The organism is Olivibacter sp. CPCC 100613, assembly GCF_036959255.1.
Classification (GTDB): Bacteria; Bacteroidota; Bacteroidia; order Sphingobacteriales; family Sphingobacteriaceae; genus Olivibacter.
This window is the reverse complement of record NZ_JAWMTI010000003.1, coordinates 593,989-619,726: the sequence shown is the minus strand read 5'-3', so window position 1 is coordinate 619,726 and position 25,738 is coordinate 593,989. Positions and strand designations below refer to the sequence as shown.

Below are 25,738 nucleotides of genomic sequence, written 5' to 3'. Positions count from 1 at the left end.
ATGATTTTTGAATTCCCTAAGGCCTGTCGGACAAAGCGCTTCGATAGTTCTTTTACGAGAGCGCTTCGATTGTGGCTTTCTTTTTTATTATTGACAGAATTATCCTATGGACAGGTGTCTCCGAAAGAAAAAGAATGGTGGCAATTGGCCGCAAGGCAGTCGAGATTAATGATCAAAGAATTGGCTACTGTGCAACGATCGAATACTACTTTGGTCTCTCCCAGGACACTTTCCCAACGAGGTGAACTAATTGCTGTAAAAAGAGGGGATTGGACAAGTGGTTTTTTCCCGGGGGTTCTATGGTATCTTTATGCGTACACCGGTGATCGGTATTGGGAACAGGAAGCACGGAAACACACCAGATTAATAGAAGACGAACAATATAATGGTAAGACACACGATATGGGTTTTAAAATTTATTGCAGCGTAGGCAATGCTTATCGACTAACAGCCGATTCGCACGATCGGCAAGTGCTTATTCAAGCAGCAAAGACCCTGGCAACCCGTTTTAATCCGAAAGTAGGTTGTATACGCTCATGGGACCATAACAGTGATAAATGGGATTTTCCTGTCATTATTGATAACATGTTGAATCTAGAGCTATTGTTTGCTGCTACTAAGCTTACAGGAGACTCTTCTTTTTATCAGATTGCAGTTAGTCATGCAAACACCACCATGAAAAACCATTTTCGCCCCGATTATAGCACCTATCATGTGATTGATTACAATCCCGAAACAGGCGAAGTTCAGAAACGGAACACCCATCAGGGATATCGTGATGAATCGACCTGGGCAAGAGGACAAGCGTGGGCATTGTATGGGTATACCATGTGTTACCGTGAAACAGGAGACCCTCGTTACTTGGAACAAGCGGACCATATTGCGGGTTGGCTTTTTAGCCAGCCCAATATGCCGAGTGATCTGGTGCCTTTTTGGGATTTTAACGCCCCACACATACCAAACGAGCCTAGAGATGCCTCTGCTGCTGCGGTTATGGCATCAGCTTTATTCGAACTAAGTAATTTTAGTCGAAAAGGTACCGTCTATCGGGATAAGGCTACACGGATTTTAAATAGTTTGGGCGATCATTATACCTCAAAGCCAGCTGAAAATAAGGGATTTATCCTGATGCATAGTACGGGTTCGAAACCAGCAGGTATGGAGGTGGATAAGCCCTTAAGCTACGCTGACTATTATTTTTTGGAAGCACTGTTGCGAGCGAGGTACTGAAGGCTTTGGAATAAAATAAACCGAACCTAAGGCGGCTATCTAATAAATTTCCTTACTTTTACATTAGCCAAATAATGTTAACCTAGTATTCAATAAATGAAGCGGTTTTTTGTGAAGCTTTTGCTGACGGTGATGAGCCTTTTGGGAAGTTTGCGTATTGCTGAAGCAAAGGACATTCGGTTTTTGCATCTCGACGTAACGGAAGGTTTATCCCAAGGAAGCGTGTTTGCCATTGTACAGGACCATCAAGGTTTTATATGGATTGGCACAAGGGACGGTTTGAATAAATACAATGCACGAAAGTTCATTGTTTATCGAAACAACCCAAAAGACACAACTTCATTGGGTGATAATTTCATCCAGTCGATTGCTGAAGATAGTAAAAAAAGATTGTGGGTTGGTACTGGAAACGGCCTTAATCTATACAACCGTACGCTCGATAATTTTCAACGGATTCCACTGGCTAATGTCGAAACGGCGAATTCCTCAGGTGAGCCTGCTGTTCATTTTATAATGGAAGATCATTTCCACCAAGTATGGATAGGAACGAATCAAGGACTTTATCGCGTAAAAGAGGAAGGCCTTCGTATTACTGCCGAATTGGTCTTTAATAGTATACCCGTAGATATCGCCGGTGAAAGGCGCTTTTTTAAAAATATTCGATCTATTTATGAAGATAGTGAGCATAAACTTTGGTTTTGTACCGATGATGGTGTTATTACTGCGAGTTATGTATCGGACAACAGCAAGAAACTGCGAATAAACCGAGCTTATCCAACTTACACGACCTTGAAAAACACCCTGGATCAACGGGCTGTGGCAATTTTGGAGGTAAATCCTCATGTATTCTGGATCGCCACAAAAACCAACGGTATCGTTGTGTTGAATGAAAAAACGGGTAGTATTAGCCACCACAAGCACGTCGAAACAGATCCGCACAGTCTGCCTTGCAATGATATCCGATCGATTACGAAAGACCGAAAGGGAAGGTTGTGGATTGGGACCTTTAATGGTTTAAGTTTATATGAGCACGGGCAATTTAAGAACTTTTATGCGAACGACGATGATCAATATAGTTTAAGTAATAATTCAATTCGTCCTATATATCAGGATAAAAGAGGATCCATATGGATCGGAACATATTTCAGCGGGGTGAATGTGATTGATAACGATATCCCTGCTTTTAAAAATTTTGCCCATCAGGCTCATCGCAATAGTTTAAGTTATAATGTGGTAAGTTCTTTTGTAGAAGATGATTTAGGGAACTTAATAATCGGTACGGAAGGCGGCGGTATTAATTATTTGGATAAACGTCAATTTAAATTCAGTCATAGCAAATATGAACCGAGCAACGTGCGAGGCCTAAGTCACAACAACGTGAAATCGCTATGCTTCGATCGTGAAGGTAATTTGTGGGCAGGTACCTATGAAGGAGGGCTTAATTTAAAGCGAAAGGGCACAAATTATTTTGAACATATCAAGCATAATCCAAATGATCAGCGTTCGCTTTCCAATAACAGTATCTATGCTTTAGCAGAGGATCGCGAAGGTAATTTGTGGATAGGTACCTATGGTGGTGGTTTAAATGTTAAACGCAGTGGCGATCGAGCGCTCTCTTTTGACAAATATAGCTTGGATAATAAAACGCTTTCGTCCAATCTGGTTCGTTCCATTTTTGAAGATTCAAAAGGAAATCTGTGGGTAGGAACGCAAAATGGACTGAATTTAAAGCGGAGGAACAGCAATCATTTTACTTTTTTTACTTACGATCGGGAAAAGCCCCGATCTATTAGTGGTAATGATGTTATCAGTATACATGAGGACAAATTGCATCGCATTTGGGTGGGAACCTATATGAATGGGTTGAATTTATACCATCCGGAAGATGATAGCTTTACACGCTTTGATGCAAGCGTTGGCTTGCCCGGAAATAATATTTTTGGAATCTTAAGTGATGACCATGACAATTTATGGTTAAGTACCAATGCAGGCATATGTTGCTTTAACCCAAGCACCGGAAGTGTCCGAAATTATAATACGATTGATGGATTAATCGGCAATGAGTTTATCTATGGATCGTACCATAAACTTGCCGATGGTACGCTGGCTTTCGGTAGTTCGGCAGGCTTTACCTTGTTTGATCCCGATAGTATAAGCATCAATTATTTTGAACCACCCGTGGTTCTTACAGATTTACGTTTATTTAACAAAAAGGTATTACCTGGCAAAGAAAGCGTGATCAAGAAAGACATTTCCTTGATCGATGAGCTGACACTCAATTACAAACAATATGTATTCAGCATCGAATTTAGCGTTTTAAACTATGTACATGCTGATAAGAACCGGTACGCCTATTTGTTAAAAGGTTTCGATCAAGATTGGAACTATGTGAATACGCCCTTCGCAACTTACACGAATTTAGACCCTGGAACCTACGAACTGATGGTTAAGGGAACCAATAATGATGGAATTTGGAGTGAAATAACCAGCTTGAGAATCCACATTTTGTCACCACCTTGGAAAACGTGGTGGGCATATAGTTTGTACCTGCTATCGGGAAGCTTGCTCATATACTTTGTAGTTCGCTTTTTCCAAGGTAAAAATAAACTAAAGCATGAGTTGTTGCTAGAGCACCTCGCGTTGGAAAAACAGCAAGAGATACATGAAGCGAAACTAAACTTTTTTACGAATATATCGCACGAGTTTCGCACGCCTCTCTCCCTGATTGTTGGGCCTATTGAACGTTTGCAGCAAATCGAACAACTACCAACAAATGCAAAGTCATTATTGCATAATGCGTATAAAAATGCCAACAGGTTGCTCAATTTAGTGAATCAATTACTCGATTTCCGAAAGCAAGAAAGCGGTAGTCTGCATTTACAGGTTCAGCGAACAAAGCTCGTGCAGTTTGTGAAGGATATTATGAATAATTTTCTATTCCTTGGAGAAAAGAAAAACATTCAACTTACCCTTGAAAATAACGCAGCTAATGATTTTGATGTCTGGATAGATGGTGAGCAAATGGAGAAAGTTATTACCAATTTACTTTATAATGCCTTTAAGTTCACAGATAGCAATGGCTTGATAAAGATACAAGTTCAAGCGCGTTCTGCTAGTCTCGCCTATCCTTCGGGAAGCTATATTGTTGAGATTTGGGATACAGGTTGTGGGATTCCGGAAGAACATATTCCACATGTGTTTACGCAATTTTATCAGTCCAAGTCTTACGAGGATCAGACGTATATTGGTTCAGGAGTTGGTTTAGCTTTGGCACAAGGCTTAGTAAAAATGCATCACGGCAATCTTTCTGTTCGAAGTAATCTAGGGCGTCAATCAAATGACTTCAACACCGTATTTCAGCTCGAATTGCCATTAGGTAATGCACATTTTAAACCGACGCAGTTATTGGATACTAAAGACCGATTTGAAGATACAGGCTTAAAGATGAATGAATCAATCCAGGAACCTTTCACTTCCGACAGAATGAAAGGTGAGGAAGCGATCGATAACGCTAATCATCAGTCGGTTGTGCTGATTGTAGAAGATAATGTTGAACTTAGGCGATTTGTCGTAGAAAGTTTGCAGAACAAATTTAAAGTATTAGAAGCGGGAGACGGTTTAGAAGCCTGGCCTATTATTGAGTCGACACAACCCGACATCGTTGTGACGGACGTAATGATGCCTAAATGTGATGGAATCAACCTGCTTCGTAGAATCAAAGGAGAAAAAAGTACCAATCATATTCCGGTGATTTTATTAACAGCTCGGACGGCAGACCCCTACATGATAGAAGCTTTTAAAGAAGGTAGCGACGATTATATTACCAAACCTTTTAGCTTTAGATTATTGGCATGGAAAATTGCAAACGTTTTGGAGACGAGAAAGCGACTTAAAGAAAAATTTGTTCAAGAATACCTATTGCAACCACATAAGGCCGAAGTTACGGAAACAAACACCTTTATGGAAGAAGTGATCGCTATTGTCGAGGAAAATTTAAGCGATGATAATTTTGGTGTTCACACCTTGGCAAGTGAAGTGGGTGTTAGTCGTACGGTATTGTACCGTAAAATAAGGCACCTTTCAGGGTTGAATTTAGTCGAGTTTATTAAGGTTGTACGTCTTAAGAAAGCAGCACAATTCCTCGAAGCGAACAGTGGATTAACAATTAGCGAAATCGCTTATAAGGTTGGATTTTCCGACCCGAAATATTTCAGTAAAACTTTTAAAGCATTTTATAACATGTCGCCGAAACGATACGTTGAAGATTTAGAGGAACGAAGGAGCAAGCTAAATGCGATCTAAACGAATGATGATATTCAAAAAAGCCTTCGTTGTGTCGGGACGAAGACTTTTTTGAATATCCCTATTTGGAATTTAATTATTCACTAATTTTAACGCACCTTCGCTGTAACGCTGGCCGATGTTTGGATATTTATCGATCAATTGCTGAATTTTATCTAAATCAGCCTGATTAAGCTGAACATCCACCGCTTGTGCATTTTCTTCCAAATATTTTCGTTTTTTGGTGCCTGGAATCGGGATCATGTCCTCTCCCTGCGCCAACACCCAGGCCAAAGCCAACTGGGCGGATGTAATATGTCGGTCCTGGGCCAGTGTGGCAAATTCTTCCGCTAAAGATTGGTTATTAGCTAGATTTTCACCACTGTACCGAGGAAGCGTTCTTCGAAAATCACTTTCGTCCAAACTTTCAACTTGAAGTGTATTGGTCACGAGCCCGCGAGCAAGTGGCGAATAGGGAATTAAGCTGACATGAAGTGCACGAGCTGTTTCTAAAATATCCCCCTCCACGTCACGCGTTAACAAGGAGTACTCGCTTTGCAATGCAGCAATAGGATGCACGGCCTGTGCTTTCTTTAATGAGCTTGCCGAAGCTTCGCTTAGCCCTAGGTAACGCACTTTTCCTTCCTGAACCAGCTCGGCCATAGCACCAACCGTTTCTTCTATTGGAACAGTCGGGTCCACGCGATGTGCATAGTATAAATCAATGGTATCAATTTTTAATCGACGCAAACTGTTTTCAACCGCCACTTTCAACCAAGCAGGTGAACCATCAAAATAAGTTCCCGAAGCATTGCTCGGACCCGCTACACCATCCTTAAATCGAAAACCAAACTTAGTAGCGATGAAAATCTTGTCCCGATTCGGAACGAGCACTTTCGAAATAAGTTCTTCATTTGAACCATTTCCGTACATGTCTGCCGTATCCCAGAAGTTAATACCTAAGTCAAGTGCTTTATGTAAGGTGGCGATACTTTCGGCATCATCTGTCGGGCCGTAAGCAAAACTCATGCCCATACACCCCAAGCCTATAGCAGATAGCTGCTCCGTTGTGTTGCTCAAATTTCTGTATTTCATATGATTTTTTTTTAACAAAGATAAACTCAATGGAATGTTTCGTTCTATAATAATCAAACGACTTATTATAAAATTCACATATGGGCATACTGCTCCCTGAAAAGTCCGGGGCTTATTTTTGTTTGCTTTCTGAAAAAATTATTAAAGTAGGGTGGGTAGGCGAAACCTAGGCTATAAGCGATTTCGGAAATAGTCCAGTCAGAATGGATTAAAAGCGCTTTTGCCTCTTTAATCAGTCGTTCGGCAATGTGTTGTGTAGTCGTTTTTCCGGTACTTATCTTAACAGATCGATTCAAATGATTCACATGTACAGAAAGAATATTGGCGTAATCTTGCGCGGACCGCAATTCGAGCATTCGTTCCTGACTATCGATCGGAAATTGCCGTTCTAAGAGATCTAGAAATAAATCACAGACACGTGAAGCGGAGGAGTGTGGCAAATACCGCTGTATCGGTTGCATTTTCATCGCTTCGTGAATAATCAGTTGTAAATAGTTGCGAAGAAGATCGTATTTGTGTACATAATTCGTTTTAATCTCCTCCATCATCTTTTTAAAAATTTCACCGATTTTTTGACATTGATCATCGTTTACAAAGTAGGCAAAATCACCACCTACTTTAAATAAAGGAAGTTGATTTAATAAAAAATGTTGACTATCGGCCTGTAAAAAAGACCCGGTAAATAGACAAAAGTATCCCTCCTGTTTGTCGCTGATTGCTTCCCAGGAATAAGGAACCGATGGATTCGAAAATAAGAGTGCCGGGCGGTCAATATCGATCCACTTATCTGCATAATAAAGTCTTCCGGTACCAATGATAAGTGAAATTTTATAAAAGTCCCGCCGATTGTAAGGTGTAGACCGGAAACAATTTTCACGGCTGAACACATTAAAATGCCCTAAACCATTGGCATTATTGTTAGAAAGTCCAAGTGGGTTTGCCCTCGGATTTCTGTTATAAAAGTCTTGTATGCTCTCCGCTTTGTTGATCATATATATCCATTTCTCATTACCTAACGAAAATACGAAGATTATAGTCTTTGGTCAATTTCTTCCGCAGACCACAGAGGAGCTTGAATGCCATTGAAAACGAACAGGCGATGAAAAAAGTTGATTAATAAAAACGTCTTTTAAAAACGAAATCCCTGATAAATGTAGAAGTAAGATAACTACTCACTAGCCAGCTCCTTCTGTTCAATAGCTTTTCCAATAGAGATTAAACTCGCTTGGTCTAATTCCCCCCAAAGTTGTACCCATTCGTTGCTCTCTTCCTTTCGAATTTCGGCAAGCTGCTGGTCTTTATCAAAACAGCTATAATAAGGTGCACCATCACTTGTTTCCTGTTGATCCACGCGTAGTGTTTTTTCCGCTCCTTGAATATGGGCCTTTATATTAAAGGAGATGTCCGCTGTATCTGCCATAACGCTTGTTTTTCTATCCTAGTTAAAAAACAGTTAATATATTATATTGTTTGTATATTAGAATAGGCTTGCTTTGAAACCTGCAGGTCGAGTAACGATATACCAATTTGCATGAATACGCTTTCCCACGAAAAAAGGTGGCTCCATATAGGCCTCATATTATTGATTAGCGTGCTAAGTTTAGGGGTACTTAAGGTTTTGGTGCCCACGCTCTTTTTAAAAAAAGTTAGTGGAACGGTGAAAGAAATACAGCAAAAATATAGTGGAGAAGGCAACAAAAAACTCATTATCATTTCATTTGCTGAAGGAACGACGTTAAGGCACAGCTATGTAAATAAGGATTATCTTCCTAGTCCACAAATCAATAAACTTAAAGAGCAGACGCAATTAGTGACCTACACAACAAAAGGAGAAGGAAACTTGTTTTATGGCTTAGAACTGACAAATGGCAAAGTGATACAATCTAGAAGATGGGACTTACTAGCCGCTTATTTAAATCACTCGTTGGTTGTCTTTGTATTAATCGTGGTTCCACTTGGGCTCTATTGGATTTACGGAAAGGAGCTATTGAGGCAGAAGTGGGATTGGATAGGTTTTGTTACTTATACGATTTTGTTATCCTATATATGGGGGAAGCTGCATATTTTCCTTATGTTAATACTGGTACTCGGATTGATTCAACTAGGTAAAAGACTTTCAAAACAAAAAGAAGAGCAGGTGACGAAGGATATCGATCTACCTGCTCAGACTTAAATCATGCTTTCCATGCATTTCGTAAGAAGCGGAGCCAATTACCATGGAGTACTTTAGCAATATCATCAGCAGTGTAGCCTCGATTGTTTAACTTTTCTTCCAAGGTCTGTAGATCGGCAATAGTTTCCAAGTCGTAAGGGCATTGCTCTTTTCCAAAGGCACCGTCTAAATCGGATCCGATTCCGATATGATCGCAATTTCCGGCTATTTGACAAATGTGGTCTAGATGATCAATTAATACGTCCAGATTACATTGCATCTCCTTTGGTGTAGAAATACCTCGCTGCCAATTAGGAACCATCATCCACGCATCTAAAGCACCGCCTATAACAGCTCCTCGCTCAATCAGCACTTTTAGCTGCTCATCGCTAAATTGTCGATTGTGATTAACCAACGCTCGGCAATTATTATGGCTGGCCCATACAGGTCCGTTGAAATGATCTAACGCCTCCCAGAAACTATCATCACAAAGATGCGTAGCATCCAATATGATGTTAAGCTTTTCCATTTCTTTCAGGAGCTCGCGACCGGCAGTGCCCATGAAACCTGTTGCGTCTGTTCCTTGCGCATAACGACCCGGGCCATAGTGTGCCGGGCCTACTGCACGAAGCCCAACTTGCCATGCAATGTGTAAATGTTCTGTTGTTACGAGAGAATCTGCCCCTTCCAAACTAAGTATGTAGCCAATCGCTTTCTTTTCGGAGGGTATGCGTTCATCTTCCCACATGGATATATGCTTTTCTAAGGAAGCTACATTATTTATTTGGGTCATCTCTCCCTTCGCTTCCATAGCTTGATACCAAGCCAACTGTCCTTGTGTTTGAGCCCAAGCTTGTTCCGGAGAGTGCCATCCAGGTAAGGAGTTGCCCGGGGCAACGTAACGTGCAATTTGTGTGGCTACCACCAGGCCGATATTTCCTTTTCTCAATTCTGGTAAGGATACCACCGCTTTGCCTCGATCGGGTTTATCGGTTAATCCTTGTTCTCGTTGGTTGATTTCTTTAACTGCTTTCGTCAAATCGCGGTTCCATTCAAGCGCATTCATGCTCAAATCAAGATGGGCATCTATAATAAACATAGCTATATCGTTAAATTGTAATTTTTCGTCTTCTGGCGGTAATTGGCCATTCACCATTCCATCGATTGTCGGTAATCGTAAATGCGGTATCGTATAAGGCTACTGTGGGACAAATATGATGTGGTACACCATAGAAAACGTCGCCGACAGTATAATCACGCGTGTTGGGAACTTCAATAACAAGATGTTCCTCACTGTGAGATACTGTGCGGGCATCTGGAGCGTTCACAAAGAAAACGCGCTTGCTTAATTCGTTTTCCGAGGCAATGGCCTTATGCCCTAAATCTAAACAGAGCTTTGTATCGTCAACAATGGAAATGACACGACTGATAACAAATGCAGCCACTTGAAATGGCTGTTCTGAAAAGAGATGCTGATAACCTTTATCCCAAAAGATAAAGGTTCCGGGACTACATTCTATATCTTTTCGGGGGCTCGCGGCATGAATCGGAAAGGTAGGGGTTCCGCCGGCAACAATGGTGAATGATGATTGATAACGGTCATTTAGTTGCGAAACAAGCTGCTCGATTTCCGTGAAATAGCGTTCGCATTGGATTTTTCGCGTCTCCAAAGATGCATCATGTATATGCCCGTCATAACAATGTAAGCCTCGTATTTTCAAATTTGCGAGCGATAAGCTATGGTCAACGAGCGGAAGAATCTGCGCTAGTTGGACACCGGTTCGATTCATACCAACATTGATATCAATAAAAATACCTACCTGACAATCTTCGTTAAGGGCTGCCTGATGTAACTGTTCAGCGATGTCTCGGTGATCAATCAAGCAAGCAAAGGAAGTGTTAGGAAATCGCTTTATAAGTGTAATAAATCGATCGATGTTTGGTCCAACAGGCTGGTATGCCAATAAGACATCTTTTGCCTCACATGTTCCCAATAATTCTGCCTCGGCAATGGTGGCACATTTGAATTTGTTTATGCCGGCGGATTGCAACAGCTTGATAGCATCTGCCGACTTGCATGTTTTGATGTGCGGGCGAAGTTTATTGACAGACTCGACCATCGATATCAGCTGCTGAATATTATTTTTTACAAGCTCTGGGAAAACAACAAGACTAGGAGACGGTAGATGTTCTACATTGCTGATCCGATAAGCAGGCGTCATTTCGGTTTCCATATAATTACATGAGCGAATTGGCTAATTCCTATTCTATTTCAAACAGTGCTTCTACCTCCACCGGAATATTATCGGGCAAGCTTCCCATGCCGACTGCACTTCGCACACCGATGCCATTTTCTTCGCCCCATACTTTTGCAAATAATTCGCTGCAACCGTTAATAATAAATGGATGTTTTTCAAAATTGGGGGTGCAATTGACCATGCCCAACACTTTAATTACACGTTTTACTTTATTGAGACTCCCCAAATTCGTTTTGATGGTGGAAAGCATGGTTAACCCGACTTGTTGGGCTGCCAATTTACCTTGATCCATGTTGATCGTTTCGCCAATACGACCAATAATAAGGCTCTTATCGTCCTGAACGGGGCCATGTCCCGACAAGTAAAGGTACTTACCGTCAATTAGATAAGGTTTATATACCCCTAGAGGAGCTGGTGCGGGAGGCAAACTTAATCCAAGTGCTTCGAAATTCTTATCTGCGTCTATAAAATCCATCTTTTTATTTTTTGTTATTTTTAGTACGTCCATAAATGTAGGATATTGTTTCTATTTGACAAAACATTTGAAATACCTTAGAGGTGATACCTAAAGCTAACTGATGAAGGCCTTCATGGTTATGTCCTGATACTTAGCGCTTGATACCGGGCAAATCAGCTTGACTTTATCATAAATAAATGTAAATTAGACGAGCTAAATTATTTTATAACTTGAATATGGTATCTAGAAGAAAATTCATAACGCAATCGGGTTTGGCAGTTGCTTCTGCTATGATAGGCAATCAATTATTAGCCGCTTGTTCCCAAAAACGCCCTCAAGAGGCAGAAATAGGCTTGCAATTGTATACAATGCGAGATGATCTCGTAAAAGATGCAAAACAAACGATTATGAAAGTCGCTAATATTGGTTACGGACATGTCGAAACCTTTTACGATTATGGAACGGAAAAGGGTTCGGGGAAATATTGGGGATTGACTACAGAAGAACTCAAAAAATTATTGGAAGAAAATAATCTTCAAACCTTTAGTGGACACTATCAACTGAATGACTTTTTGTCAATGGGGAAAGGGCAGGACGATGAATTGAAGCAACAGGCGGAAATAGCCGCTAAGCTCGGTCAAAAGTACCTGGTTGTTCCCGTCCCCCCGTTTAATCTCGTTGATAAGCTCACCCTCGAGGACTTCAAGTTTATGGCAGCGCAATTGAATAAAGGAGGCGAATATTGTAAAAGTTTGGGACTTAAGATTGGCTATCACAATCATTTTTGGGAATTTAGAAGTTATGGTCCCGATAAGAGAACGGGGTACGATATACTCGTGAGTGAAACGGAACCGGAACTCGTTGCCTTTGAATTGGATATGTTCTGGGCAATAAAATCAGGTGCTCATCCAATAGAACTATTCGCTAAATATCCCAAGCGTTTTGAGATGTGGCATGTGAAGGATATTGATAAATCAAAACCAGAGGTGATTGTTGGCGAGGGGAAAGATTCGCTACCATCTATGGATGTCTTAAAGGATATCAAATTTGCAGAGGTAGGCACAGGTGCCGTGGATTATAAAGCGATTTTTAAAAAATCGGACGAAGCTGGACTAAAACATTTCTTCGTTGAGCAAGATGGGATTTACATGGAAAATCATTTTGAAAGTATCAGGTTGAGTTTTAATTATATTAAAGATAATTTGATTGGGAAATAGTTAAATAGTTGAGTGGTAGAGTAGTAGAGCTGTTTAGTGATTCGGCAATAAATAATAGAAAAGTAGCAGGAGCCGTAGCACCAACTATAACTTTGCTAAGTGATATAAATGAAGCTGACAGCTGATTTCCGATTGCCTAAAGCCTACAGCAGTTTGCCCGGAATCCGTTCGATCAACTCCGTTCCTAATATGATGGATTCGTGCTCATAGACGGGATATTTACTTTCAATGAGCTGAATTAAACGATCAGTCGCCACCCTGCCCATTTCAAAGGCAGGTTGGCGTATACTCGAGAAATCGGTGCTGAATAAATCCAGTACGTCACTGTTTGAAAAACCGGCTATAGCTGGCATATAAGCCTTGTCGCCATATTTTTTGATGGCCGTTAAGCAACCAATACTGAGGCGATCGCTCGCCACAAAAATAGAATCCGGTTTTTCATCCATCGATAAAAAATATTGAACGGCAGCATCCACCTCTTTTTGATTACTGCCTCCATGATGACAATACGTAATGTTAGCCTCCTCAATAGGAATTCCATTTTCTGTTAGCGCCTCTCTATATCCCGCTAACCGTTCCTTTGTAATAGAAAGATGGGGCGCATTCGCTAAATGAGCGATCTTGCGGTACCCTTTTTCTATCAGGTGTTGAGTCGCCATTTTTGCACCATTTCGATTATCGGAAGACACTTTGTGCGTGGCTAGCCCATCATAGATGCGATCAAAAAAGACAATTGGTAAACCGGCATCATGGAGTTTCTTAATATGATCAAAATTGGTCGTTTCAGCGGATAGAGAGATGAGAATACCATCTACTGATCGGTTTGCCAAATGTTTGACATTCATCACCTCCCGATCGTACGAATCGTGTGTTTGTGTAATGATGATATTATAACCATTATTGTAGGCGATCGATTCGATACCGTCTATTGCCTGTGAAAAGAAACTATTTGCTACTTCGCAAACCACCACGCCGATCGAATAACTCTTACGCTGTTTTAAACTTAAGGCAATAGGATTCCGTTTGTAATTATTTTCTTCAGCATAAGCCAGCACCTTCTTTTTGGTCTCCGGATTGATTTCGTAACTGTCACTTAACGCCCTGGAAACAGTGGAGGCAGATAGATTGAGGGCTTGAGCAATATCTTTTATCGTTATCGGTTTGAACACGGTCAGCTTTTTTGAATATCAAATTTAACGAAAATTGCCTTCAATTGCAATGATTCCTGTAGTCTAAATCGCTATTTTGTGCTAAATAGTAGATAGCGTGAATATTAGGTGCAAACGATACCGGTATCGTTTGCGCTAATTTTCTTCTTTTAGCGTTCTTTTCTTACTCATTAAATTCTGTAAACTTGCTCAAGTCACGCTTTGCAGCCATTTAGAACGAATCATTTATTACTCAAAAAATGTATAAGAAAACACGAACGCTTTTGCTTATTTGTTCACTTATTTTCTGTGCTTTCACATTTAAAGACGAAAAAATCACTGTATGGATGATGGGTGATTCAACCATGGCAATAAAGGATCCGAATAAGTATCCCGAAACAGGCTGGGGAGTACCTTTTGCTACGCTTTTTAAATCGAATGTAAAAGTTGAAAATAGAGCAAAAAATGGCAGAAGTACACGCTCGTTCATCAATGAGGGCCGTTGGCAGGAAATATACGATCAACTAAAGACGGGTGATTACCTTTTTATTCAATTTGGACATAACGATGAAAAGCTTGATAAACCGAAAGTCGGTACGGATATCCGTACCTTCAAAGCAAACCTGTGCATGTTTATTGCAAAGGCCCGGGAAAAAGGAGCAAAACCTATTTTGCTAAGCGCTATCGCGCGGCGTCACTTCGAGCAGGGTGTTTTGGTCGATACGCATAAAGGTTATCCCGCTGCGACACATGCGGTTGCGGACAGCTTAAAAGTCCCTTTTATTGACTTAACTGAAAAAACAAACGACCTATTGACAGGGCTGGGGGAGCAAAAATCAGTAACATTATTTCTGCACTTAAAACCTGGGCATAAAAACTATCCGGAAGGCGTTATCGATAATACACATTTGAATAGAGCGGGCGCGATGGCCGTTGCCAAATTAGCCGTAGAGGGCATGAAAGAGCTAAGACTCGATTTGGTAAAGGAATTAAAATAAATAGACGATGGCAAGAGGTTTAAACGTAATTATTTTCCTATTTATCGGTATAAATTCGGGTTCGGCAATAACGAAGGGGTCAACTATCACCGTAGCTCAAGATGGTTCCGGAAACTTCCAAAGCATTCAAAAAGCTTTCGATGCCGTTCCTGATAACGGCGAAAATGTCACTGTAATCCTGGTGAAACCAGGTGTTTATAAAGAACGACTCGTTTTAAAGCCTTCCAAACGGAACGTTAAACTAATCGGGGAGGATCCACATCGTACAATTTTGACTTACGACAACTTTGCGAATAAACTCAATCCGGAAACGGGGAAGAACTATAGTACAACAGGGTCCTCTTCTTTTTTTGTTGAAGCAGATGATTTTGCTGCCGAGAATATCACTTTTGCCAATTCCTCCGGACCGGTCGGTCAGGCGGTTGCTGTGAATGTAACGGCAAACAGAGTGGCTTTTAAAAACTGTCGTTTTCTTGGTTTTCAGGATACCTTGTATACGAAAGGCCCGCAGGACGACCCAAGCAAAGAAAGTATTCAATATTATGAGAATTGCTATATCGAGGGCACGGTAGATTTTATTTTTGGAGCAGCAACCGCCGTTTTCGTAGAATGTGAACTGCATAGTAAAGGGGATGGGTACATTACCGCGGCATCAACACCTCAGGGCAAGCCTTACGGTTATGTGTTTATCGAATGTAAGTTAACAGCTGAACAATCGGGTGTTTCGGTTGCCTTGGGCAGACCCTGGCGACCCTTTGCAAAAGTGGTCTATATCAACTGCGACATGGGCAAACATATTCGTCCCGAGGGTTGGGATAATTGGGGAAAAGAGGAAAACGAAAAAACGGTTTTTTACGCAGAGTATAATAGTAAAGGGGCAGGTGCACATCGGAATAAACGAGCAACATGGGCGAGAAATATAAATCGTAAAGAATCCAAACAATATAGGAAGCAGCAGGTGTTGGGCAACTGGAGGCCTTTTCAGTAATATAGAACTTATTTAGATCGCTACAAGTAAAAATGCCAACGTTGGAAATCAAAGATTTTTTTTAATTTAGGGCAAAAAAAACCAATTGAACTGATTAGCACAATCTCTTATGATGCAAAAAACAATCCTGCAGAAACAGCTAAGCACCATCTGCCTGTTTTTAACGATATTTTTCTCTATAAGCTATGCCGCGGAAGTCGACATGCATAAACTATGGTATAGTAAACCAGCCACCCACTGGAACGAAGCCTTGCCGATCGGAAACGGTAGGTTGGGAGCGATGTTATTCGGCGGAATAGAGCAGGACCATTTGCAGCTTAATGAAGAAACAATCTGGTCGGGTGGACCAGGTAATAATAGTCATAAAGATTTGTATCCTGTGATGCAGGAAATACGGCGATTACTTTTTGAAGGAAATTATAAAGAGGCACAGGACCTGGCGAATAAAGCGATGCCAAGAGAAGCGGAAGCCGATAATAATTATGGCATGTCCTATCAGCCTGCGGGTGATTTATGGATTGATTTTTCACCTATAGGAAAAGCCGTGAATTATCGACGTGAATTGGATATTGCTGATGCTTTGTCTACGGTGACTTATAAAGTAGATGAGGTGACTTATAAAAGGGAGTATTTTGCGACGGCTCATGATCAGGTAATAATGATGCGCGTGACCGCTGATAGAGCGGGAAGTATAAGCTGTAATTTGAAATTAAATACGCCACATCTCATACATCAACGACATATTATTGGCAACCGAATCTATGTAGATGGTGCCTCGGGAGATAAAGAGAATAAAAAAGGTCAGGTTAAATTCTCGATTGCGGTGGAACCGCAAGTAAAAGGCGGTGCTCTCCGGGCTGACGGTGACATGTTGGAAGTACGTCAGGCAAATGAATTGACATTGTATATATCCATTGGAACAAATTTCAATAATTATCATGACTTGGGCGGTGATGCACGTGGACGGGCTGATGATTACTTAAACACCGCGTTGAAAAAAAGCTACAAAAAAATCAAATCAAAGCATGTTGAGGACTATAAGCATTACTTTGATCGTGTATCGTTAGACCTGGGCCAAACAGTTGCTATGAATAAACCCACTGATCAACGAGTGGCGGATTTTCATTTAGGTAATGATCCGCAGCTGGTGTCGCTTTATTTTCAATTTGGCAGGTACCTGTTGATCTCTTCTTCCCGGCCAGGCACACAACCTGCCAATTTGCAAGGAATCTGGAATGATAAATTATCACCTCCTTGGAGCAGTAAGTATACCGTCAATATTAATACCGAGATGAATTACTGGCCTGCCGAGGTAACCAATCTGAGCGAGATGCATGAACCTTTGTTTGCTATGCTCGGAGATTTATCGGTTACAGGAAAAGAAAGCGCCTGGAACTATTACCGTGCTCGGGGTTGGAACATGCATCACAATACCGACATCTGGCGTGTTACCGGGATCATTGACGGTGGCTTTTATGGTATGTGGCCTATGGGTGGAGCCTGGCTTTCGCAACATATTTGGCAACACTACTTGTTTAGCGGAGACAATGCCTTCTTAGCTAAATACTATCCGGTACTGAGAGGGATAACGCAGTTTTATGTGGATGTATTGCAGGAAGAGCCGAAGCATAAATGGTTAGTCGTAGCGCCATCGATGTCACCTGAAAATTCTTACCAGTCGGGTGTAGGTATCTCAGCTGGCACTACCATGGATAATCAACTGGTTTTTGATGTTTTTTCAAATTTTCTTGAAGCAGCAGATGTTTTGCAGGTCGACAAAGATTTTATGGACACTGTAGCTAGTAAGCTAAAACGATTGCCCCCCATGCAGATCGGTAAACTCGGCCAGCTTCAAGAATGGATGGAAGATTGGGATCGCGCAGATGATCGTCATCGGCATATATCGCATCTCTATGGATTATACCCGGCTGCTCAAATATCACCTATTCGACACCCTGCTCTTTTTGAAGCGGCGAAGAAGTCACTCGTCTTCCGAGGCGACAAATCAACCGGATGGTCCATGGGATGGAAGGTAAATTGGTGGGCAAGGTTATTGGATGGCAATCGTGCTTATAAATTAATAGCTGATCAACTGAGTCCCGCTGCCAATGACGGAAGTGGCGAAGCAGGGGGGACCTATGCCAATTTATTAGATGCGCATCCTCCTTTTCAGATTGACGGAAATTTTGGCTGTACGGCAGGTATTGCTGAAATGTTAATCCAATCGCATGACGGTAGTGTACATATTTTACCTGCTTTGCCTGATCAGTGGAAAAATGGTGAAGTGAAAGGATTGAAAGCGCGTGGTGGGTTTACGGTAGACATGGCATGGGAGAATGGGAAACTCCATAAGTTGACAATCTATTCGCGACTAGGAGGTAATTGTAGAGTCAGAATTGCAAAAGATAGATTAGTGGGTAAACTCTTTTTGGAGAAAGCTAAGGCTGAAAATTCGAACCCATTATATAAGGTCGCTGACATTAAAGAACCGATTGGTCGCATAGATCAATTCGCATCCAATCAACTGGATGAATTCGAAGAATATGATTTATCGACTAAAAAAGGCAAGACTTATGATATCATGGAATAAGCTATATGCATAAACCCATTTACCTTCTTGTTCCATCCGAGCTATATCCGACATAGATACGCGCTACAGAAACCGAAGGAACACCCAATGAGTAAGGGAGGTATACCGAATGGCAGGTGGATCTAACGTGGACTAAAGGTGGACTTGATGTGGACTTAACGTGGATTTTATTGACTTCTTATAAGCTCAAAAATGAAATGTAATGATGGATGAGGAAGGTTTCACAAAGATACGAATAATCCTGGATGAAAAGATTTAAAACTTGTTGAATGCAGGTAACTACATTTAGGATACATAACGATGAAGGGTTTTGTTAATCAACTTTTTCATCACGCGTTATTAAAGCCTATTCAATTTTCATTTTTTATAGGCCCTTTCTACTTTATCACCCCAATTTCCATACCAAGCATAACCTATACGGCGCTCATTTTCAATGGACGAAAGCGTCCGATGTGGAACACCATCACGTCCAACAAATAGAGGCTCCTGCTGTTTTAGGTCATAAAAACGGGCCCAAGAAGTCGCCCCTTGTTTAGTGACCAAGATCCGGTCTTTTCCGCTTTTTTGCGTTGAATCATCAATAACAAGCGCTTCTTTATTTTCAATTTTATGAGCGGCAAACCATTTCACCCCGGCTTCAACTGCTTCTACCAATCGAGGTGATGGAGGCTGTTCCATCAAAAAAAGCAGAATGTCGCTTGATTCGGCCGTAGCGAGCGACGGTAATTCATAAGCCCTCGCTTTGGCCGGTTGTAGGCGATCCTTATCGTACTGTGCTGCCCAGATTGTCTTTTGTCCGCCTATGATAACCTGTGTTTTCAGTATACAATCGACACCTAGAACAATTGCTCTTTGCGCTTTTTCTTTATAGCGTGCTTTCAATATTTCAAAACCCTTTGCTGCTTTTGAAATGTCCTGCATGATACGTAAGACGTTAATCATTGCACAATCATTGTATGTGATTTCCGATCGATAGAGATGTGTATCCGGATAATACTGCGGCCAACCACCATTGGGATATTGTGCCTCCAAGAGGTAATCAATACCTTTCTCTACAGCTGTTAAATACGATTTATTCTGGGTTTTCTTGTAAGCTTTGATCAGATAGCGGATCTCACTACTGGTGGCATTATTATCAATAGTAGCGTCCAGTGCGTCTTTTTGATGCTTGGCCAGGTTCATATCCGAAGGACTGAATACGTGGTTATAATCTACTTTTTGCTTATTGAAGAATTTAGACCAACCACCATAACTTCGTTGTAATAACAACATGTTCTCAGCAATCGGATCTACTTTTTCTTGTCCTTTTACAAAACCGAAGAAACAGAACAAAAGGCTTAAACTAACCCACCGATAACTTTTCAATCCAAGCATGCTTATTTTTCTATGCTGAACCAATCATAATCTCCCCATCCCGAATCATTAATTTGGACGTCACGAGTACTGAAAAGACCAATTTTAGCACCAATCCATTGCCCAGGTGTTGCTTTAAACACCGTACTGATAGATTGGAACTTTTTGCCGTCTTCGCTATAACTAAAACTACATTGGGCCCCTGCTTCTACACGGACACGAAGATAAAGCGTATTTGTCTTTATTTTCGAGATGATTGTTTCTCTTTCTGTTGCACCTTTATAGGCATCTTTTGCTTCTCCGTATACTAGAACAATACCGTCTCGTTCGCTTTTGAGGCTTAAATGAGCGTAACTTTGACCCATGATAATCAAACCGGTTTTTTCACCCCTTATTTTCTCATTCGGTGTAAAGGTGACTTTGGTAGTTGCTGTAAAAACTTCCGTGGGGAACTTTTGGAGTAATATATTCGGAACATCCCATAAATTGCGAGCGCTATCGGGAGCTTGTTGTGTATACAGTCGTAACACCCCTTTTTCAGGGTAAAAGAATGACCAGGTGGCCTTCGGATTGGCTTGCCATTGCCATTGTTTGCCCATTATCCGATCATTAAACTCATCACTTTCGACAGGTGTCTGTATGGGGTAGCTTCTCGCTACATTCGGTTTTTTATATGATAAAACGGGCTCACCGGTTCCTTTTCCTTCTACATCCTTCCCGATAACCGGCCAGTCCTTTACCCATTTCATTGGCTGAAGATGCACTACTCTTCCATAAGCATCTTTATCCTGAAAGTGAATAAACCAATCTTCGCCACTTTGCGTGTTTACCCAACCGCCCTGATGTGGTCCATTAATTTTTGTATTTCCTTGTGCCATCGCTACATGTCGTTCGTAGGGGCCATAAATATTTTTGGAACGCAAAACAAGTTGCCATCCCGTAGCCACCCCACCTGCCGGTGCCATGATGTAATAATAACCGTTCCGCTTATAAAATTTGGGACCTTCAATGGTGGGATCCAGTGCATGACCGTCGTAAACTAACGTGCCCTCATCCAAGGTTTTTGTGCCATCAGCGCTTAATTTTTTTACAGCGATAACACTTTTGATGCCGGCCCGGCTGCCCGCATAAGCGTATACTAGGTAGGCTTGCCCGTCATCATCCCATAGGGGACAAACGTCGATCATTCCCTTCCCCGCTTCAACAAGCACGGGTGCTTCCCAATCACCTCGCGGATTTTTCGTTTTGATCATATAAATACCAAAATCCGGATCGCCATAATAGATATAAAACTCGCCCTTGTGATAGCGAATGGAGGGCGCCCAAACACCGTTGCCATGTTGTGTTTTTGAAAAATGATCAAAGGGGGGCTGCCTTTTAAGTGCATGCCCTATAATTTGCCAATTAACCAAATCGTTGGAATGTAAAATAGGTAAACCTGGTATGGCGTCGAAGCTGGATGCGGTCATATAAAAATCATCGTCTACTCGTATAACGTCGGGATCAGAATAATCTGCATCAAGCACTGGATTTTTATAGGTGCCATCACCTTGATCAGCTACCCAAACTTGCGAAATATAAGGTTTCTCCTGGGCCTTTATTGCTGTTGAACAATAGGCTAGTAATGAAAGGGATATAAGACTGGTATTAATTAATGTATTCATTTTCTTTTTATGTCCAAGAGCGCACAGGCTCGGTTTAATCATTCATTATGCGATTGCTGGAATCATGCGGATTCCATTTTTAGCGTTTGTTCAGTGGATTCCAAGCATCCTGGTAATCGAATATGTTATGCAGTTCGTAATGCTTTGCTTCATTTGCTGTCAATTGTTTACTCCATTTTACTCGAGACTGCGCATTGGCTCCGGGTCCTTCACTTTGATATTCTGCATAATATGCCGTTGACTCATTTGCAGGATTTCGCCAATTGTCCCAGCCTTGGGGTAGAATATGCCTTTCCATGTAGCAATGAATAAATACCGTTTTTGCATGAGGGCGCCAAGGTCTGCCAAGGAATACCTTACTGGCTTCTTTATCAGCCGTTAATTTACAATCGCGAAATACAAAACCAAAAGCCTGTCGTGGTGTCGTGGAGGCAGCGGTGATATATGAATTACTTAAACTATGAATGGTACACCCCTGGAAAATAACCGTTGCTTGGCCAAAGATGAAATCGGTGGTGCCCTCAATATAGCAATTAAGATAGTATTGTCGACTGTTTTCGGTGGCTACATATAAGGTGTCTTGATTACCCAATAGTTTGCAGTTTTTTACTACAACTCGATCCGCCTCTACATGCAGCGCCACGGCCTGACCTACACGACCGGCCGTATTCCGGATCGTCAGGCCTTCAGCTGTAAAATCGTTTCCCTGCACCAAAACGGTATACGAGTTATAAGTCGTAAAGGTCTTTTTTCCAAACGCGTCAACGGTGTCTACATAGCCTTTTCCTGCGTAGTCAGCATTGCTGATGATCGTTTGATCAGCTCCATCGCCGATGAACGAAATATTGGTTTTCCAGGAAGGAATAATCACTTTCTCTTTGTAGACGCCCTTTTTAATATAAATACGAACCTGCTGCTGTGAAAGATCGCGTACGGCGTTGACGGCCTCTTGAATCGTTCTGAAGTCTCCATCTCCTGCTTGACTTACAACAAATTTATCAGGATAGATAGTTTGAGAGAATGCAAAATGGTGGGATATAGAAATAAAAAAAAGTATGACTAATAAACACCTTCTTATCATGGGTACGTGGTTTGGGGTTAGCATATGATTGGCTTCCTAAGCAAGAATAGGCAGAATTTTTATAATAGCAAGAAATGCGGCGGGATAATTTTTACGCAATCGTTTCCGGTATCGATTGCGTAAATTTCAATTGATGCCAACGTTGGAAATATATCTATATTGTTCTATAATTGCGAATCAGATGCTAAGCAATTAAAATCAAAACCCAAATTAATTCAGCTAATCAAGATGATGCAATTACCTAAAAGAATCAGCCATTTTTTTATTTTGTTTTTTTGTCTGATCGGAGCAAATTTATCGTTTGCGTATGGACAAAATAAGACAGTTACGGGGAAGGTAGTCGATAAGGAGGGACTGCCTTTAATTGCGGTAAGTGTTTTAGTTAAAGGAACCAACCTAGGAACCAGTACCAATAATCAAGGTGAATTCAGTCTTAACTTGACAGCGATGCCGAGTACCTTAGTTTTTAACTATGTGGGGTATAAAACGCTGGAAATAGCCGTAGATGAACCTAAACAATTAACCCGAGTTATATTGGAAGAAGATGCAACGAATCTGGATGAAGTGGTGGTGATTGGCTACGGAACAGTTAAAAAAAGAGATTTGACGGGTGCCGTTACTTCGGTCGCCCGCGAAGAACTAACGAAATTACCCACTACCAATGTCATGGAATCGGTTCAAGGAAAAGCACCCGGTGTTGATATTGTACGGCAAAGTGGATCGGCTACCTCAGGTGTTAGTATTACGGTTAGAGGAAACCGTTCGATCACCGCCGGTAACGGACCGCTATTTATTGTAGACGGGATGCAGTATTCCAGTATTCAGGATATCAATCCTAACGATATTGAAAGCATGGAGGTGCTTAAGGATGCTTCGTCGACGGCTATCTACGGTTCACGCGGTGCTAATGGAGTTATTATTGTAACCACCAAGCGAGGTGTATCGGGTGCACCTAAAGTTTCTTTTAACGCTTATTATGGTGTGCAGAATGTGGCAGGTTATCCACGTGTGATGAACGGACAGGAATATGTGACGTTGCGTAGGGAGGCCTATCGAACAACAGGTGTTTGGAATAGTCCGGCCGATGACGCCAAGATTTTCAGTAATGAGCAATTAGGTTTTATCCAAAATAACACCTCTACTGATTATGCAGATATGCTGTTAGGAACTGGACATCAGCAAGATTATCAGTTGAATATTTCAGGGGGCACTGAAAAGCTAAAATCGTATTTCTCGCTCGATTTTTTTAATGAAAAAGGATTGTTTGCAATGGATGATGCTAAACGTTATACGGCTCGTTTAAATCTCGACTATCAGGTGACCGGTACGCTGAAGGTAGGAACACAAACGCAGCTGACTTACTATGATCAGAACAAGCGTGCGGATCCACTTAACCAAGCAAATAAAATCAGTCCGTTGAATACACCTTTTGATGCAGAAGGTAACTATGTTATCTACCCAGGGCAGGGTGGAGCTATTAACCCCTTAGCGGATGAACAAGCCGGGAATTATAAAAATAACGTAAAAACATTGCGTGTTTTCCCAACAGTTTTTGCCGAATTTAAACCGATAGAAGGTTTGAGTATCCGCGGTAACTTTGCGGTTAACCTTTCCAATTTGCGGGATGGTTTATATGAGGGATCCTATTCAATACGTCGTAATGGAGCTAATTCAAGAGCTACTTATGTGACAAATAATGGACTCGGTTATAATTGGCAAGCGATTGTGAACTATCAAAAAACGTTTGGAGCACATGATTTCAGTATTACCGGTATCAGTGAATACCTCTATAACGATTCGGAGAACGCCACGGCACAGGGAGAGAATCAATTATTGGATAATAATTTCTTTTATAATCTCGGGTCTAACACGCAAAATTTAGCAATAACCAGCGCATATACCGAAACAAAGCTATTGTCTTATGCCGCACGGGTGAATTATGGTTATAAAGGCAGGTATTTATTGACGCTGACCGCTCGTACAGATGGAGCCAGTCAGTTAGCTGTGGGTAACAAGTGGGACTTTTTTCCTTCAGTGGCTGGTGCATGGCGCATCGTTGACGAAGGATTCATGAAAGAGCAATCCCTCTTCAGTGATTTGAAATTAAGAGCGAGCTACGGTGTTTCCGGTAACTCATCGGTGGTTGCATACTCCTCTCAAAGTACGCTTACTCGAATCCCCTTCGCTTATGGAGACGCTTCCGCTCCTGGTTATGGTTTTCCAAATAATTCGCGTAACCCGCAGCTGGGTTGGGAAAAATCAGCCAATACCAATATTGGTTTAGATTTTGGTCTATTCAAAGGACGGTTAAACGGTACGTTAGAACTTTACCACACCAGTACAAGCGATCTCTTGCTCGATCGAATTCTGCCTCCCACTTCGGGTTATTCTTTCGTTACGCAGAATATTGGGAAAACAGCGAATAAAGGTATTGAATTTATGCTAAATGCAGCTCCTATCAGTAACGCTCAATTCAAATGGAACAGTACCGTTTCGTTTACCAAGAATATCGAAAAGGTGAAAGAGTTGATCGATAATCAAGATGTAATCAGTTTGGATGGTCGTTATGTGGTGGTCGGATATCCTGTGAATTCCTATTTCGATTATGAAAAACTGGGTATCTGGCAATTGGGTGAAGAAGACTTGGCCAACCAATACGGTCAAAAACCGGGCGATATACGGGTGAAAGATCAAAATGGCGATAACGTGATAACAGCTGATGGCGATCGTATCGTGGTTGGTTCGCAGGTTCCCAAATGGAGTTTGGGATGGAATAACGATTTTAGCTACAAAAACTTCGATCTGAATGTCAATATTTTTGCGCGAATAGGACAAATGATCAATGCCAATTATTTAACGCGCTATGATCCGCAGGCTGCGGAAAATAGCACGGCGGACATCGGTTATTGGACACCGGAAAATCCGAGTAATGAATGGCCTCGACCCAATGCCAATTTAAGTAGAACAAGCATGCTATATACTTCGACGCTGGGTTATACGGATGGCTCATTTGTAAAATTGAGGAATGTAACACTGGGTTACACTTTGCCGGCGTCGGTGACGGACAAATGGGGATTGGCCAAATTGAAAGTGTATGTGTCCGGTAGAAACTTAGCGATGTGGAGCAAAACCATCAATGGGTATGATCCTGAACGTGGGGGGAGTGAATCGGCTCCGTTAACACGCTTAATTGTGGCAGGTATTAATGTTAACTTCTAAAAGCAAA

General features: G+C 41.5%; 18 protein-coding genes. 8 read left to right on the top strand and 10 right to left on the bottom strand.

Translation table 11 applies throughout. The annotated features are described in order from the left end of the window. Together RYH73_RS13540 and RYH73_RS13535 are read left to right on the top strand one after the other, a co-directional pair. A complete protein-coding gene (locus RYH73_RS13540; RefSeq protein WP_335313970.1) occupies positions 1 to 1,230 on the top strand; it encodes a glycoside hydrolase family 88 protein in 1,230 nt (409 codons plus the stop codon). A gap of 96 nt (positions 1,231 to 1,326) precedes the next feature. Next, positions 1,327 to 5,532 (top strand): two-component regulator propeller domain-containing protein, encoded by a 4,206-nt coding sequence (locus tag RYH73_RS13535; RefSeq protein WP_335313969.1) that lies wholly within the window; start codon positions 1,327 to 1,329, stop codon positions 5,530 to 5,532. Between the two features lie 72 nt (positions 5,533 to 5,604). On the opposite strand, the gene RYH73_RS13530 is transcribed toward RYH73_RS13535, so the two are convergent. The 3 genes from RYH73_RS13530 to RYH73_RS13520 form a co-directional block, all read right to left on the bottom strand. Beyond that, positions 5,605 to 6,606, bottom strand: a complete 1,002-nt coding sequence (locus tag RYH73_RS13530) for an aldo/keto reductase (protein WP_335313968.1) — start codon at positions 6,604 to 6,606, stop codon at positions 5,605 to 5,607. Between the two features lie 74 nt (positions 6,607 to 6,680). Next, positions 6,681 to 7,598, bottom strand: a complete 918-nt coding sequence (locus tag RYH73_RS13525) for an AraC family transcriptional regulator (RefSeq protein WP_335313967.1) — start codon at positions 7,596 to 7,598, stop codon at positions 6,681 to 6,683. A 176-nt stretch (positions 7,599 to 7,774) separates the two neighbouring features. Next, positions 7,775 to 8,026, bottom strand: a complete 252-nt coding sequence (locus RYH73_RS13520) for a hypothetical protein (protein WP_335313966.1) — start codon at positions 8,024 to 8,026, stop codon at positions 7,775 to 7,777. A gap of 111 nt (positions 8,027 to 8,137) precedes the next feature. Between RYH73_RS13520 and RYH73_RS13515 the strand changes: the two genes are divergently transcribed. Beyond that, positions 8,138 to 8,779 carry a hypothetical protein gene (locus RYH73_RS13515; protein WP_335313965.1) on the top strand — a complete coding sequence of 214 codons (642 nt, stop codon included), beginning with the start codon at positions 8,138 to 8,140 and terminating at the stop codon, positions 8,777 to 8,779. A gap of 1 nt (position 8,780) precedes the next feature. On the opposite strand, the gene RYH73_RS13510 is transcribed toward RYH73_RS13515, so the two are convergent. The 3 genes from RYH73_RS13510 to RYH73_RS13500 are packed head-to-tail and all read right to left on the bottom strand — an operon-like array spanning position 8,781 to position 11,491. Next, the gene (locus tag RYH73_RS13510) at positions 8,781 to 9,857 is read right to left on the bottom strand and encodes a dipeptidase (RefSeq protein WP_335313964.1); all 1,077 of its coding nucleotides are present in this window, start codon (positions 9,855 to 9,857) and stop codon (positions 8,781 to 8,783) included. A gap of 10 nt (positions 9,858 to 9,867) precedes the next feature. Next, the gene (locus tag RYH73_RS13505) at positions 9,868 to 10,992 is read right to left on the bottom strand and encodes a D-TA family PLP-dependent enzyme (protein ID WP_335313963.1); all 1,125 of its coding nucleotides are present in this window, start codon (positions 10,990 to 10,992) and stop codon (positions 9,868 to 9,870) included. A gap of 28 nt (positions 10,993 to 11,020) precedes the next feature. Then, the gene (locus RYH73_RS13500; RefSeq protein WP_335313962.1) at positions 11,021 to 11,491 is read right to left on the bottom strand and encodes a RidA family protein; all 471 of its coding nucleotides are present in this window, start codon (positions 11,489 to 11,491) and stop codon (positions 11,021 to 11,023) included. A gap of 218 nt (positions 11,492 to 11,709) precedes the next feature. On the opposite strand from RYH73_RS13500, the gene RYH73_RS13495 reads away from it, so the two are divergent. After that, complete coding sequence (locus RYH73_RS13495) at positions 11,710 to 12,690, top strand: sugar phosphate isomerase/epimerase family protein (RefSeq protein WP_335313961.1); 981 nt, start codon at positions 11,710 to 11,712, stop codon at positions 12,688 to 12,690. A 143-nt stretch (positions 12,691 to 12,833) separates the two neighbouring features. Here the strand turns inward: RYH73_RS13495 and RYH73_RS13490 are convergent, their stop codons facing one another. Then, positions 12,834 to 13,859, bottom strand: coding sequence for a LacI family DNA-binding transcriptional regulator (locus RYH73_RS13490; RefSeq protein ID WP_335313960.1), 1,026 nt, complete (start codon positions 13,857 to 13,859; stop codon positions 12,834 to 12,836). A 239-nt stretch (positions 13,860 to 14,098) separates the two neighbouring features. Between RYH73_RS13490 and RYH73_RS13485 the strand changes: the two genes are divergently transcribed. From RYH73_RS13485 to RYH73_RS13475, 3 genes are all read left to right on the top strand, one after another. Beyond that, entirely contained in the window at positions 14,099 to 14,836 is a 738-nt protein-coding gene (locus RYH73_RS13485; RefSeq protein ID WP_335313959.1) for a rhamnogalacturonan acetylesterase, read from the top strand. Between the two features lie 7 nt (positions 14,837 to 14,843). Continuing rightward, positions 14,844 to 15,824 (top strand): pectinesterase family protein, encoded by a 981-nt coding sequence (locus RYH73_RS13480; protein ID WP_335313958.1) that lies wholly within the window; start codon positions 14,844 to 14,846, stop codon positions 15,822 to 15,824. Positions 15,825 to 15,933: 109 nt separating this feature from the next. Continuing rightward, complete coding sequence (locus tag RYH73_RS13475) at positions 15,934 to 18,414, top strand: glycoside hydrolase family 95 protein (RefSeq protein WP_335313957.1); 2,481 nt, start codon at positions 15,934 to 15,936, stop codon at positions 18,412 to 18,414. A 357-nt stretch (positions 18,415 to 18,771) separates the two neighbouring features. On the opposite strand, the gene pelA is transcribed toward RYH73_RS13475, so the two are convergent. The 3 genes from pelA to RYH73_RS13460 form a co-directional block, all read right to left on the bottom strand. Next, positions 18,772 to 19,788: a pectate lyase gene (gene pelA / locus RYH73_RS13470; RefSeq protein ID WP_335313956.1), complete on the bottom strand. Its 1,017-nt coding sequence runs from the start codon at positions 19,786 to 19,788 to the stop codon at positions 18,772 to 18,774. A gap of 2 nt (positions 19,789 to 19,790) precedes the next feature. Beyond that, a complete protein-coding gene (locus tag RYH73_RS13465) occupies positions 19,791 to 21,431 on the bottom strand; it encodes a glycoside hydrolase family 43 protein (RefSeq protein WP_335313955.1) in 1,641 nt (546 codons plus the stop codon). A gap of 79 nt (positions 21,432 to 21,510) precedes the next feature. Continuing rightward, positions 21,511 to 22,512 (bottom strand): pectinesterase family protein, encoded by a 1,002-nt coding sequence (locus RYH73_RS13460; RefSeq protein WP_335313954.1) that lies wholly within the window; start codon positions 22,510 to 22,512, stop codon positions 21,511 to 21,513. A gap of 228 nt (positions 22,513 to 22,740) precedes the next feature. Here RYH73_RS13460 and RYH73_RS13455 point away from each other — a divergent pair, with 228 nt between their 5' ends. Next, positions 22,741 to 25,731, top strand: coding sequence for a SusC/RagA family TonB-linked outer membrane protein (locus RYH73_RS13455; RefSeq protein WP_335313953.1), 2,991 nt, complete (start codon positions 22,741 to 22,743; stop codon positions 25,729 to 25,731). Positions 25,732 to 25,738 lie beyond the last annotated feature (7 nt).